Origin of the sequence: Pandoraea sp. (genome assembly GCF_004297875.1) — a bacterium.
In the GTDB taxonomy this organism is placed as follows: Bacteria; Pseudomonadota; Gammaproteobacteria; order Burkholderiales; family Burkholderiaceae; genus Pandoraea.
On the sequence record NZ_SCSK01000069.1, the window covers coordinates 84332 to 98086 of the forward strand.

A 13755-nucleotide genomic window follows, 5' to 3' on the forward strand; every position below is an offset into this window, starting at 1 on the left:
CCTTTCCCAACCGGAAAGGGTCGCACACGCCCCGCGAGCCTCGTCAGGCCGCCGCGCCCGGCGCCGACGCCTGCAGGAAGGCATACAGCTTGGCCGCCTCCGGCGCGAGCTGCACGCCGGCCTTGACGCCCACCCACAGGGTGCGATTCGCCCACGCATCGGTCAGCTCGACCGCATGCAGCCCCGCGCCGAGGATCTCTGCGCGCACGGCTGCCTCGGGCAGAATGCCGATGCCCAGGCCCGCCTCGATCATGCGGCAGATGCCGTCGAAGCTGCTGACCTGCACCGTCAGGCGCAGCGCGCGCTCGGCGGCCGCAGCCTCGTCGACCATGCGCGCGAGCAGCGAGCTGCCCTGATTCAGGCCGACGTAGTCGTACTTGAGTGTGTCGGCAAAGGCGATCTTGCGGCGCCGCGCCAGCGCATGATGCGGCGGCACCAGCACCACCAGCTTGTCCTGGCGATAGCGCACCTTGTCGAGCAGCGGCGCCGGGATGTTCTCGGCGAAGATGCCGATATCGGCGCGCCCCGCCGCCACCGCATCGACGATCTCGGCGCTCATGCGTTCCTCCAGGCCGATTCGCACGCCGGGATTGGCCGCCAGGAACGCCGACAGATCGGCCGGCAAAAATTGAATCACCGCCGAGGGCGTCACCCACAAGCGCACATGGCCGCGCACGCCCACCGCGTAATCGCCGATTTCGCTGGCCATCCGGTTGACCTGATCGAGAATCTGGCGCGCATGCTCGGCCAGCCCGCGCCCGGCCGGCGTCAGATCGAGGCCGCGGGGCCGGCGCACGAACAGCGCGCAATCGACGGTTTTCTCGAGCTCGGCAATGCGCTTGCTCACCGCCGAGAGCGTCATCGCAGCGCGCTCGGCTGCCTTGGTCAGGCTGCCGAGTTCGGCGGCCATCAGAAAAACGCGCAGCGACTGCAGATCGAAGTGGGAGGGATTGACCATGAGAGGCACGCGGACCGGGCGTGGTTGACGAAACGACACCTTACCACCGTGGCGCCCACCTTGGATCGGGCACGTGCGGCGCGGCCGTCGACAGGCGGAGGGTTACCCCAACACCAGAATCCGATTCATCTCAAAGACCGCGGCGCGCCGCTTCGGCTACGGTCCCCTCACGGCGTTGCATTCGGCGCGCCACCGCCACCCATCCCGCACTGAAAAAAATCGGCATGACTGACGCAAACCATTCATCGACTTTTCCCCGGTGCGCTGACGCGGCAAACACCGCCAGCACCGCGCCGCCGAGCCTGCCCCATCTGCCGGGCATCGTTATCTTCGTGCACGGCGTCAATTCGGAGGGAGAATGGTACGACGCGGCCGAAGCCGCGCTCTGCCAGGGACTCAACCAACGCCTGCGGCGCGACGACCTCACCCCCAACCGGTACGTGAGCGCCGACCCCGTCACCGGGCAATACCGGCCGCGCCGCCTCGAACGCGCCGGCCGCTCGCCGGTGGTCCGCTTCTACTGGGGCTACCGGGCACCCTCGGGCGGCGAGCAGGCGTACCGCGTGCCGCTGCGCGACGCGCACGGCGCCAATTTCTGGCGGCCTGGCGGCGACATCGGGGCGGGCCCCTGGTTCTGGGGCGGGGGACCATTCCAGAACGGCACCAACAATCTGCAACAACTGTGGAGCGACGCCGGCTTTCGCCGCCGTCTGCTTGGCATCGACCTGCAGCGCTTCAACCCGGAATGGGAGCGCGAACTGCACGACGCGCCGCCGCGCACCTACTTCGCCCACGCCGCGCAGCGCCTGGCCGGCCTGATCGACAAAATTCGCGACACTGCGCCGCGCGACACCGTCTCGATCGTCTCGCACAGTCAAGGCACGATGCTCGCGCTGGCCGCTGTCGCGCTATGCCGGCGGCGCGCGCCCGACGCGGTATTCCTGATGAATTCTCCCTACGCGCTGGACGATAAACTCACCGACTACCTGACCTGCGGCAACGCACGGCCCACCGAGGGCGCGCGCGTGCGCACTTTCCAGGCCATTGCCGCACGTATCCGGCAGGACCGGCGCGAGTTCACCGCCATGCAACTGGCGCAATTGCGGGTCAGCGGCGACGGCAAGGCCGGCTGGCCCTGCCGTCCTGGCCAGCCCGAGCGCGACAATCACGGGCGGCTCCATGTGTACTTCAATCCGCATGACCGCGTGATCGGCGCCCGGCCGATACAAGGTATCGGCTGGCAGGGGCTCCCGGACGCGCTGCTGGCCGAGTCGGGGGATACCGTCAGGCAGCGCATGCTGGCGCGTGGCACGCCATGCGGCGATGCGCCCGGCGTCAAGCCGTTCGGCACGCTGCCGCCGATCCCCGATCCGGAGCACGGTGTAGCGCCGGGCGACTTCTGGAACGGCAACCAGCGGGTACTGGGCACCGACCTGTGGCTCGCGCCGCCGGCGAGCAGGCGGGTCACCATCAATGCCGAGCCGGTGCCGCATCCGCTCACGGCCGACGAGATGGCCGCGTCGGTAACCAGCACGGTCATCACCGCGCAAGGCACACAAAGCAAGTTGGTTTATTTCGATGCCGCCCCCAGTACCCAATCGATGTGGGGCGCCCGGCACCCCGAGCGCCGCCATGCCTACCTGTATTCCGAGTACCCCTACCTGGCCGCGCTGTACCGGCCGCAACGGATGATGGTGCGCGACGACGTTCACCGCGAGACCGGTCAGCGCGTCGAACTGGAAACCGCGCAGGAACTTCGCCATCGCATCGCGACGCATGTCACCACGCCCACCAACCACAGCACCTTGCCGGCGCACGCCGAATTCATGCGGCGCGTGGTGGCCTGCGATCTGCCGATCGGCTTTTGTGACAGCCACACCACCGAGTTCTGGCACGAGTTGATACACGAGGCCGACTGGACCAGCGGCCGCGACCCCTACTACGCGCACGGCGAGCTGCGCGTACCGCCCATGCCGCCGCAGATCGACCGAGAAACCGTCAGCGAGGCAATCAACCGGGCCGATGCGGAGAAACTGCGTTGGCGTGGGGTGTGAGGCGTGCCGCGGGATCGGGCACTCGCCGGTTGCGGTGGACAAGAGCCCCTGTTGAGACCGCGTCGATCTCCGCCGCACGCCGCCAGCGTCAATGGCTGTCCAGCTGTCCCTTGGTTTCTGGAATCGCCAGCGCGCCCCATAAGAACAGCAGGCTGAGCCCAATCAGGAAGCCGGATAGCACCAACGGCAATTGCGCAGGCGTTTTCGCGGTCAGCGACACGAAGGTCGGCATCATCCCGCCGATGGCAAATCCGATATTCCATGACAGGCCAGTGCCGCTGGCACGAATCGCGGTAGGAAAACGCTCATTCAGGAAAATCAATATCGGCGCGTAGCCAGCGCTGCCGATCGCGCACAGCGCAATCACATAAACGCCGAGGATCACCACGTCGGACGTATGCACCATCGCCAAATACAGCACAGGAAACAGCACGAGGCGCAGTACGCCGACCAGTATGAAGGTCTTTTTTCGGCCCAGAAGGTCACTGAGATAGCCGGTGAAGATCGAGGCGACGATCACCCCGACGCTGCTCAGCACAAGGATCAACGCAGCCGATGAAGCTGCCGTGTGCGTCACCACCTTCAAATAGGTCGGCAGATAACCCGAGGTCAGGTAATAGCCGCTGCCGCCGCCGATCGTCAACAGCAGGTTGACGAACAGCACGCCGCGCCAATCGCGCGAGAACAGTGTCGCCAGCGGGGAGTTTGTCTTTTGCGCGGGTGCGCTGCCGGCCGCCGCCTCCTTCTTCAATTGCTTCCACAGCGGCGACTCGTCGAGGCTGCTGAAAATGAACAGCCCCAGCACCGAGCTGATGATGCCAGTGAAGAACATGCAGCGCCAACCCCACACATCGAACGCCGCACCGGGAAAGAGCCGGGTCATGATGAGATAGACCAGCGAGGCGATCAGCGCGCCGACGCCGGCACCGCCGCCGCCGATCATGCCGGAGACCGTGCCGCGCCACGATGCCGGCACCGATTCGGTGGCGATGGTGTGGGTCGATGCCACCACGCCGCCGACGAAGATACCCTGCACCAGTCGCAGCACGATCAGCAGCGCCGGCGCGGCCAGGCCGATCTGCGCCGTCGTCGGCAGCGCGCCGAACAGTGCGGTAGCCACCCCTACGCCGATCACCGCGATGATCATCGCACCCTTGCGGCCATGGCGATCCGCATACGAACCGAACAATGCGGAACCAAACGGGCGCATGAGCAGCGTCACTGCGAAAGATGCGTACACCGCTGCCAGCGATAGCATCGGGTGGGTGGACGGGAAGAATAGCCGGCCCACCACCGGTGCGACAAAGAGCAGCACAAACAGATCGAAAAGATCGAGGGCCCAGCCCAGGCACGAGGCGCTGATGGCTGCAAAAATATGCCGGTTGCTGACCACTGCCGTGTGTGGCGTCGATTGCGTTGCGGATGTCATGAATGTCTCCTGGATCCTGCGTCGCCCGCATCGATCAGCGGGCTCGGCGTTTTTTATGAAAACCTTTGGCGCTTGCGCTGCGGGTCAAAGGTGTCGTTTCTCGCTGGTTGCTCCATCTCACCCGTGCTGGGCCTTGCGCAATCGCTTCCCGCTCTCCTGCCTGCCTAGTCCTCAGGTGCCGTGCCGCGGCACCGATCATGCAGAATCGCGTCGGCGATCTTCTCGGCGATCATGATGGTCGGCACATTGGTATTTGCCGTTGGCAGGCGCGGCATCAGCGATGCATCGACCACGCGCAATCCGGTCACGCCATGCACACGGCCCTGGGTGTCGGTCACTGCCTCGGGATCGGCGGCAGCGCCCATGCGGCATGTGCCGCTCGCATGCCATACCCCGAAAACATTGCCGCGCACGAACGCCTCGAGCCGCTGGTCATCACGCAATATTTCCGCGAGCGACTGGCCCCGCGTAATAAACTGCCGCGTCACCCAGCGGCGCAGCGGCGCCGGCACGTCGAGCAACGCGCCCAGCACCGCGGTGGCCACGCGGTTGAATGGCGTGATTCGACTCAACGCTTTGACGCGGCCTGAAAACGACGCGGGGAAAAAGTCGTCGGGATGGGTATGCAGCGCGGCGCCCCCAATAATTCTCGCCATCCGCCTGACACCTTGCATGAGACGTACCGCGTCACGCTCATCGTCGAGCAAATTGAGATTGATGCGGGCGTGCGTGGCCGGATCCGGCGAAATCAATTCCAGGGTGCCGCGCGAATACGGACGGTTGCACCACAGGAAAAAGAGGCCTAACCGGCTGCCGAGCGCATGCCATGCGGCGCGCGCCGAGCTCGATAGATACATGTCAGAGGCATCGCAGCCCGCGACGCCGGAGGAGAACCGCGCCGCGGTCATGCTGGCGCGCCGCTGTCCCGCCGGCAAGCGAAAGGGCGCCGCCAGATAGTGGCAAAAGGTTAGCGTCGGATGATCCTGCAGGTTGCGCCCGACCCCCTGCCGATTCGCTACCACGGGAATGCCCAGCGCCTGTAAAGCGCCGGCCGGACCGATGCCCGCCCGCAAAAGCAGCGTCGGCGACTGCAGGGCCCCCGCCGACAAGATAATCTGCTGCCCATCCAGTTGCAGCCGCACGCCGGCGGCATCCAGCGCCACCACCGCCCGCGCCGCGCCATCCTGCATTACGATGCGCTCGACCGTGGTGCGCGCGAATATCGTCAAATTGGCGCGCCGACGCGTCGCCTCATCGAGATAAGCGAGCGCAGTCGACACCCGCCGGTCGTGCAAATTCGAGAATGCGGCGGGAAACATCCCATCGCCGAATTCGGCATTCTGATCGGCCAGTGCCGGAAACCCGTCTTTCGCCAGTGCGTCGGCAAACGCCGTGCAAAATGGCGGCCACGCGTCGGGGAAAATTCGGCGAATCGGCACCGGGCCGCTCGCGCCGTGCAGCGGTCCGTCGAAATCGACGTCGCGCTCGAGCTTGCGGAAGTAAGGCAGGACATCGGCCCATGCCCAGCCCTTGGCGCCCATCGCGTCCCATTCGTCGTAGTCGCGCGGCAGACCCCGGTTGGCTGCCTGCACATTGATGCTCGACCCGCCGCCCATCACTCGGGCCTGTTCGTAACGCCTGGGGACCGGGCTTTGGCGCGTGGCGTGCGCGTTCAATGCCGGCCAAATGTATGTGTCGCCGTGAAACACCGGCAGCGGATAGCTATCCAGGATTTCATCCGGCACGGCCCCTGGCGGCGTGTCGACGCCCGCCTCGAGCAACGCCACGCGCAGCGAAGCGTCGGCCGACAGCCGATGCGCGAGCACGCACCCGGCCGAACCGCCGCCCACAATGATGTAATCGAACCTACCGCCGTTTTGCACCAGGGTCTCCTGCCGTCTGTTCCGTGGTTGCTCGGATTGCTGCGCGCGTCATCGCCGCCGTTGCCTCTCGGGCCGACTGCATCAGGATCCGCGGAAGGTCGGCTTGCGCTTGCCGTGGAACGCCTCCACACCTTCGCGAAAATCGTCGGAGCTGCGCAGGCGGCTGTAGCAATGCCCCTCCAACTCGATGGCGATCGACAGCGGCGCGTCTTCGGTGTCGTTCAACAGCTTCTTGGCAGTGCGCTGAGCCAGCGGCGAGAAGGCGCGTAATTCGTCGACCAGCGCGTCGGTGGCCGACTCCAGCGCCGCGTCGGCGACGCAGTCCACCGCGATGCCCCAGTCGTAGGCCTGCTGGCCCGAGATGCGGCGCGAGCGCATCACAATGTCCTTGGTGCGGCCGATGCCCACCATTTTCTGCAGGCGCGCCGAGCCGCCCGAGCCGGGGATCTGCCCCAGCTTTTGCTCAGGCAGCGCATATTGGGTGGTTACTGTCGCGATACGGAAATCGCACGCCAGCGACAACTCGAACCCCACGCCAAAGCAAAAACCGCGGGTGGCGGCGATCACCGGCTTGCTGCAGCGCGCCGGGGCGGCAACGTTCCACGCCAGTTTCGAAACATGCTCGGGCGACGCCTCGAGAAAACCCCTGATGTCGCCGCCGCTCGAAAAATGCTCCCCTTGCGCGCGCAGCACGATCACACGCACGCGCTCGTCGCGCTCGAGTGCCTCGAACACCGCGCAGAGCTGGTCGCGCTGCGGCATCGAAACGATATTGAACGGCGGGCGGCCCAGGATGATGTCGGCGCGCTCGCGCTCGGCATCGACCTCAACGGTGAAACCGTCCAGTGCCTGCAGTTGGGCCTGGCCGTGGTGGGTCAGTGCGGTCATAATGATTGGCTCCTTCGGTGAACTTGAATCAAGAAGTGGTGTCGCTGCCCTGGCTGAATGCCGGCGGGACGTCCGGCTCCCGCTCGAACTCACCCGAGGACAGCTTGCGCCGCAAAATCTTGCCGACTGGCGACTTCGGTATGTCGACCACGAATACGTATTCGCGCGGCCGCTTGAAATTGACCAGATCGGAGGCTCGGCAGTAGGCATCGAGGCCCGCCTGATCGACGTTGCCGCAGCGCTTGATGAAAGCCACCACGCGCTGCCCCCACCGCTCATCGGCCACGCCCGCCACGGCGACTTCGTCGACCGCCGGATGTAGCGAAAGAATCGATTCGATGTCGACCGGCGAGATGTTCTCGCCGCCACTGATGATCATGTCGTCGATGCGCCCGCTCACATACAGATCGCCATCGCTGTCGATGAAACCGGTGTCGCCGGTGAAATACCAGCCGTCGCGCAGCGATTTCGCATCGGCGTCGGGCCGATGCCAATACCCGTCGAACGCTTCGTCGCCGCGCAGGTCGACGATGATCTGCCCCTCCTCGCCGGGCGCTGCGAGGTCATCCGGCGAAACCGCCTGCAGGCGCACCACGCGCAAGCGGGTGTTCACGCCGGCGCGGCCCGCGCTGCCGGGCTTGGACACGGCATCCTGATTGATGCTGAAGGTGTACACCTCGGACGAACCGTAGTGATTGACGAACAGGCGTGGCTTGAACGCCAGCTCCAGGCGCCGCAACAGCGCATCGTTCATCGGCGCGCCGGCAAAACCGAGTTTCGCGACCGACGAGCAATCGGCTTTTTCGAAGGCCGGATCGGCCAGCAGATCGTGGTAGAGCGTCGGCACGAGATACAGGCAGCTCACGCGATGCGTCGCAATCTCGCGCAGCGCCTGCGCCGCACTCCACCGTCGCGTGCACACGAATAGCCCGTCGACCAGGGCCATCGAGAGCAACGAGCGAACTCCCATGGTGTGATAAAGCGGCATGACGCCGAGCGTGCGCTCACCTCGCTCGTAAAGGTTTTGCGCCACGTGCGCGAGCGCGGAGGCGCGCTCGTGGCGATGCCGGCGCGGTACGCCCTTGGGTTTGCCAGTGGTGCCCGAGGTGTAGAGGATCAGCGACAAATCATCCGCCTCGGCGCTCGGCAGCAGCGTATCGGCGCTCAGCCGCGACGCGTCGAGCAGCGTATCGAAAAGACAGGTACCGCCGGGCGCGGCATCCAGCGCGATGCGCGCAATCGCTTGCGCGGCAGCGCTGCCTGCCACAGCCGGCGCGCTGATGTCTTCGAAAACAATCGCCCTGGCGCCGGCATCGACCACACAATATTCAAGCTCCTCGGGTTTGGCGCGCCAATTCACCGGCGTGATGACGATGCCCGTGAACTGGCATGCCCAATGCAAGGTCGCCATTTCCCAGCGATTCTGCAGAATGGCGATCAAGCGGTCGCCATGTCCCAGACCCAGCTCGCGCAGGCCAGCGGCCACGCAGCGGATTTTTTCGAACCATTGCGCGTAGCTCAGCAAGACCTCGCCGTCAGCCACCGCCAACGCATTGGGACTGCGCTCGACGCTTTGAACAAAAGTGCGGCCGAGGTCAAACATGCGCCACCTCGCGCGCCTGTCGTTGAGCCTTGCGTTGCCCGGCCACGTCGAGCACCGCCGCGATAATCGGCGTGTATCCCGTGCAGCGGCACAGGTGTCCCGACAGCATCTCGCGCACCTGCGCCTCGCTCGGATCGGGCACGCGCTCCAGGAAATCGGCGCATGACATCAAAATACCAGCCGTGCAAAATCCGCACTGCAGCGCGAAGTGCCGATGAAACGCCTGCTGCAGGTCGCCCAGCCGCTCGCCATCCTGCAAGCCTTCGACCGTATCGATGCGGCGCCCCTGCGCCTGCACCGCAAGCATCAGGCACGAGCGGGCGGCCACGCCGTCCACGCGCACCGTACACGCACCGCACACGCCATGCTCGCAGCCGACGTGGGTGCCCGTCGCGCCCAGCTCGTGCCGCAGAAAATCCGACAACAGCGTGCGCGGCTCGCACCAACCGGAGCGCTTGACGCCATTGAGCACCAGTGCAATCGACTGGCGTGTCTCTCGTTCAAATACCTTGTTCACCTTGCCTCCTCGATCACGCGCCTTCCCAATTGCCGGACCAGTTGCCGGCGATACCGCGCGCTCAGATGCGCGTCGTCTTGCGCGCCCAGCCGCCAGCTCAAATCATTCAGCGCCGTTGTCAGATCCTCTGCGACCAGCCTGGGCCACACTTCCACCACCGGCCGGTCGGCGACACCGCCTACCGCCAGTCGGATCGCCGTATCGGTCACCACCGCCGCGCATGCGACCACCGCGAAGTCGCCGTGACGCAGAGAAAATTCCGCGAAACCGTAGCGCTCGCCCGCTCGCCGCAAGGGAAAACGCACTTCCTCGATCAGCTCATCCGGCGTGCGTGCGGTCATCAACATTCCCTGGAAGAAATCGGCGGCGGCCAGTTGGCGGCGCTGGCGGCGCGAGCGCAGAACAACCTCGCCGCCCAGCGCGGCAAGCACAAGCGGCAGCTCGGCGCTCGGATCGGCGTGCGCGACCGATCCGCAGACCGTACCGCGATTGCGGATCTGAAAATGGGATATCCAGGGAAAGGCCAACCCGAGCAGTGGCACTTCGCTGGCCAGCTCGGGCCGCCACTCGACACTCGCTTGCGTGGCCGCCGCCCCGACCACCAGCTGCTCGCCGTCCAGGCGCACGTAGTCCAGGTCGGGCGTGCGCGAGATATCGACCAGCAGCGACGGCTGCGCAAGGCGCATGTTCAGCACCGCCATGAGCGACTGTCCGCCGGCGAGGATGCGCGCATCCTCGCCATGCCTTGCGAGCAAATCGAGCGCATCTTGCGCCGAGTCCGCGCATACGTAATCAAAAGACACCGGTTTCATCGCTTGACTCCCAGCCACGCCAGCACGCATTGCTTGACGCGCATCCACAGGCTCGGCCCGGACGCCGCGCCGCCAACCTGCCGGCCGAGCGATTCGAAAAGCTGCCGCAGGACAATCTTCGCGGCGCCTTCGAGCATGCGCGCTCCGACTGCCGCAACCTTGCCGGACACCTCGGCTTCGTAGTCGTAGGTCAATCGCGTACCGGCCCCATGCGGCGCCAGCTCAACCATGCCGGTGCCGCGCGCTGTGCCCAGCGACGACAGTCCCGTTCCCGTCAGTCGCAGGCGATGCGGCGGATCGAGTTCGGACAGCTCGATTTCGGCGGCATAGCGCGCCTTGATCATGCCCACGCCGACCGTGACGTCGGCGCGATAGCAATTCTCGGCCGTGCGTTCGAGGCCATGACAGCCGGGTACGACCCTGGCCAGCGCCTGCGGATCGAGCAGCACGGCGAAGACGGCCTCTGGCGGCGCAGCGAGGTCAACCGTGCCACGCGCGCTCAGCGCCTTGCCGCTGGCTTTGCCTGGCGGCAGAACTGCTTGCCATTGCGCTTGCGAGGGGGGCGGATCGTCGATGCCGATGAGCGACATCACTTTCGCCGGGGTCATTGGCAAAGTGATGTCCGCCACGCCCAGCGCATCAGCGATCGCATTGCCGATGCACGCCGGGGTGCTCATATTGTTACCCTCGCCCAAGCCTTTGGCGCCCAGCGGCGTGAAAGGCGACGGCGTCTCGAGGTGCACGATCACCGGGTCGGGAACTTCGCACGTCGTAGGAATCAGGTAGTCAGCCAGCGTCCCCGAGCGGAAGCTGCCGTCCTCACCGTAGCGGAATTCCTCCAGCAGCGCGGCGCCCAGCCCCTGGGCAAACGCCCCGCGAATCTGCCCGTCGGCCAGCGCCGGGTTAAGCAACTTGCCGGCATCATGCGCCGTGACATAACGGTCGATGCTCACGCGCCCCGTGGCGCGATCGACTTCCACGCCGCACATATCGAACACGAAGCCGTAAGCTGCCGACGTGTTGACGCGGTCCTGCGCATCGGGTGCATCCAACTGCGCCGGGGTCCAAAACACGGTCTCGCGCAATCCCGGTTCTTCGCCCGCAGGCAACATCTGCGGCGACCAGTGCGGCCCGCTCGCCAGCCGGCCGAACGGCACGCCCCGATCCGGCGCCCGGCCAGACGCGACGTGCCCTTGCATGAAAACCACCTCGCCCGCTTCGCAGTGCAGTTGCGGCGCGGCGATGCGCGCGAGCTTGTCGCGCAGGCGTGTCGCAGCCAGGTGCACGGTACCGGCTACCGCGCCGGCAAAGCGGCTCGAGTAGTTGCCCGAGGCCACCGACCAGGCGTCCTTTTGCGTATCGAATTCGACGTTCACCACCACGTCTTCCGGCCGCACGCCAAGCACATCGGCCACCACCTGCGCGCACACCGTCATGTGTCCCTGCCCCGCGGGAGTCGATGCAATGGTGACGACAATGCCGCCCAGCAGATCGATGCTCACCGTTGCCGAGGCGATCGCGCCGTTCTTCGGCCCGGCCTTCTCGCGCGCCTCGCGCGGCAGCACCGTGGTGATGTAGCCCATATTGGAAATCGATGGCTCGACGATCGCCGCGAAACCGATGCCGTACAGCCGGCCCTGCGCGCGCGCCGCATCGCGGCGGCGCACCAGTTCGTCGTAGCCTCCGTCGGCCAGGGCTCGCGCCAGGACTTCCTGATAATTGCCCGAATCGAGCAGCGCGCCGGCCGTGGCGCGATAGGGAAACGCATCGGCCGGCACGAAGTTACGGCGATACACGTCCAGCGGATCGAGTCCGAGTTCGACGGCAATGCGTTGGACCAGGCGCTCCAGCGCAAAATAAACTTGCGGTCCGCCAAAACCGCGCACCAGCCCGGTCGGCGTCTTGTTGGTCAGCACGACCCGGTTGCGCACGCTCAGGTGGGGGATTGCATACGCGCCGGTCAGACAGCCATGCATGCGATAGAACGTCGCCGGCTCGGGTGCGCGCAGGTAGCCGCCGCAGTCCTCGATCTGGTCATAGCGCAACGCCGTGATGCGGCCATCGGGCTCGACGGCAGCCTCGATATCGGTAAGCCGGGCTGTCGCGGAAGTAGCCGCGCTCAGATGCTCGAGCCGGTCTTCCACCCATTTGACAGGCGCGCCGGCCTTGCGGGCCGCCAGGCACATCAGCACGACGTACTGGAACACCGCCTGCTTGACGCCAAAACTGCCACCCGAATCTCGCGGCGCTTTATGGCGCAGGCGATTGGCCGGCACGTTCAGTGCCATGGCCATCACCGCATGCAGCGAAAACGGCCCCATGAAATTGGAGGTGACGTCATACCCCTCGTCGCCGGCCAGGCGCTCTGCGATCACCACCGCGCACTCGATCGGCGTGCATGAATTGCGGGGATAGTTCACGCGCAGCGACACGCGGTGCGGCGCCCGCTCGAATGCATCGTCCGGATCACCGTAACTGAAAAGCCGGTCACTGAGTACATTCGTGCCGACGGCCGGGTGCAGCACCGATGCGTCGTCGCGCATCGCCGCCTCGATGGTGACCACCGGCGGCAAGGACTCGTAGGTCACTTTAATCAGATCGAGTGCGTCTTCGGCCATCGCGCGCGACTGCGCGACCACCACCGCGACGGGCTCCCCGACGTAGCGCACGCGGTCAACGGCCAGCGAATAATGCTGCATGGGCGACTTGACGCCTACCACGAACGGCCGCGACCACGCCTTGACGTCCTCGCCGGTGAGCACCGCTCGCACACCCGGCGCAGCCAGTGCCGCGGTCACATCAAGCGCGCCCAACACCGCGTGGGCGTGCGGAGATCGCAGCACGGCGGCATGCAGCGTGCCAGGTTTGGTGGCGAGATCGTCACCGTAGCGCCCACGGCCGGTCAGTATCGCGGCATCTTCGAGCCGCGCCGTCGAACGGCCTACATGCGGCCGCGTCGCATCGGCCACGGTATCGTTCATCGGATTCACGCGTTGATCCACGTTCATGCCTCCGGCAGGCGGGCCAGGCTGTCGCTCAACCCGGCCCAGCGCCGCGGCAGCTCCGCGTGCTCCAGCCCGAGCAGGTCGAGCAGCCGGCCCACGGTGTGATTGACGATGTCGTCGACGCTTTGCGGCCGCGTGTAAAAGGCCGGCACGGGCGGCATCACGATGGCGCCCATTTCGGTCACCGCGGCCATGTTGCGCAGATGGGCGAGATTGAGCGGCGTCTCGCGTGCCACCAGCACCAGGCGCCGGCGCTCCTTGAGCATCACGTCGGCCGCGCGGCCGATCAGGTTGTCAGCCAGGCCGTTGGCGATGCCTGCCAGTGTTTTCATCGAACACGGGACGACCACCATGCCGGCGGTAAGGAACGAGCCGCTGGCCACCGCGGCGCCGATGTCGCGCGCGCTGTAGGCCACGTCGGCCAGCGCCTCGATGTCGCTGCGCTTGATGCCCAGTTCCTGGGCTGCCGTCAGCGCGCCCGAGGACGACACGATCACGTGCGACTCGACACCGTCCAGGCGCGCCAGGGCCTGCAGGAAGCGCACGCCCAGCACTGCGCCGCTGGCGCCCGTGATGCCGACAATGATTTTGCGGGGCGTCGTCATA

General features: G+C 66.1%; 10 protein-coding genes. 1 reads left to right on the forward strand and 9 read right to left on the reverse strand.

The features are described from left to right. Positions 1-43: 43 nt before the first annotated feature. Positions 44-958, reverse strand: a complete 915-nt coding sequence (locus EPN80_RS20545) for a LysR family transcriptional regulator (protein WP_293031811.1) — start codon at positions 956-958, stop codon at positions 44-46. Between the two features lie 224 nt (positions 959-1182). On the opposite strand from EPN80_RS20545, the gene EPN80_RS20550 reads away from it, so the two are divergent. Beyond that, positions 1183-3012 (forward strand): DUF3274 domain-containing protein, encoded by a 1830-nt coding sequence (locus EPN80_RS20550; protein WP_293031813.1) that lies wholly within the window; start codon positions 1183-1185, stop codon positions 3010-3012. Between the two features lie 88 nt (positions 3013-3100). Here the strand turns inward: EPN80_RS20550 and EPN80_RS20555 are convergent, their stop codons facing one another. From EPN80_RS20555 to EPN80_RS20590, 8 genes are all read right to left on the reverse strand, one after another. Beyond that, the gene (locus EPN80_RS20555; RefSeq protein ID WP_293031815.1) at positions 3101-4441 is read right to left on the reverse strand and encodes an MFS transporter; all 1341 of its coding nucleotides are present in this window, start codon (positions 4439-4441) and stop codon (positions 3101-3103) included. A 164-nt stretch (positions 4442-4605) separates the two neighbouring features. Next, entirely contained in the window at positions 4606-6324 is a 1719-nt protein-coding gene (locus EPN80_RS20560) for a GMC family oxidoreductase N-terminal domain-containing protein (RefSeq protein ID WP_293031817.1), read from the reverse strand. An 81-nt stretch (positions 6325-6405) separates the two neighbouring features. Further along, positions 6406-7212, reverse strand: coding sequence for an enoyl-CoA hydratase/isomerase family protein (locus tag EPN80_RS20565; RefSeq protein ID WP_293031819.1), 807 nt, complete (start codon positions 7210-7212; stop codon positions 6406-6408). Between the two features lie 28 nt (positions 7213-7240). Continuing rightward, positions 7241-8815, reverse strand: coding sequence for an AMP-binding protein (locus tag EPN80_RS20570; RefSeq protein WP_293031821.1), 1575 nt, complete (start codon positions 8813-8815; stop codon positions 7241-7243). Continuing rightward, positions 8808-9332, reverse strand: a complete 525-nt coding sequence (locus EPN80_RS20575) for a (2Fe-2S)-binding protein (RefSeq protein ID WP_293031823.1) — start codon at positions 9330-9332, stop codon at positions 8808-8810. Before EPN80_RS20575 ends, EPN80_RS20570 begins: the two co-directional genes overlap by 8 nt. Further along, positions 9329-10144: an FAD binding domain-containing protein gene (locus EPN80_RS20580; RefSeq protein WP_293031825.1), complete on the reverse strand. Its 816-nt coding sequence runs from the start codon at positions 10142-10144 to the stop codon at positions 9329-9331. The genes EPN80_RS20575 and EPN80_RS20580 overlap by 4 nt, the downstream gene beginning before the upstream one ends. Then, positions 10141-13152 carry a molybdopterin cofactor-binding domain-containing protein gene (locus tag EPN80_RS20585; RefSeq protein WP_293031826.1) on the reverse strand — a complete coding sequence of 1004 codons (3012 nt, stop codon included), beginning with the start codon at positions 13150-13152 and terminating at the stop codon, positions 10141-10143. Before EPN80_RS20585 ends, EPN80_RS20580 begins: the two co-directional genes overlap by 4 nt. Next, on the reverse strand, positions 13149-13754 hold the full coding sequence (locus EPN80_RS20590) for a UbiX family flavin prenyltransferase (RefSeq protein ID WP_293031828.1): 606 nt from the start codon (positions 13752-13754) through the stop codon (positions 13149-13151). The genes EPN80_RS20585 and EPN80_RS20590 overlap by 4 nt, the downstream gene beginning before the upstream one ends. Position 13755 lies beyond the last annotated feature (1 nt).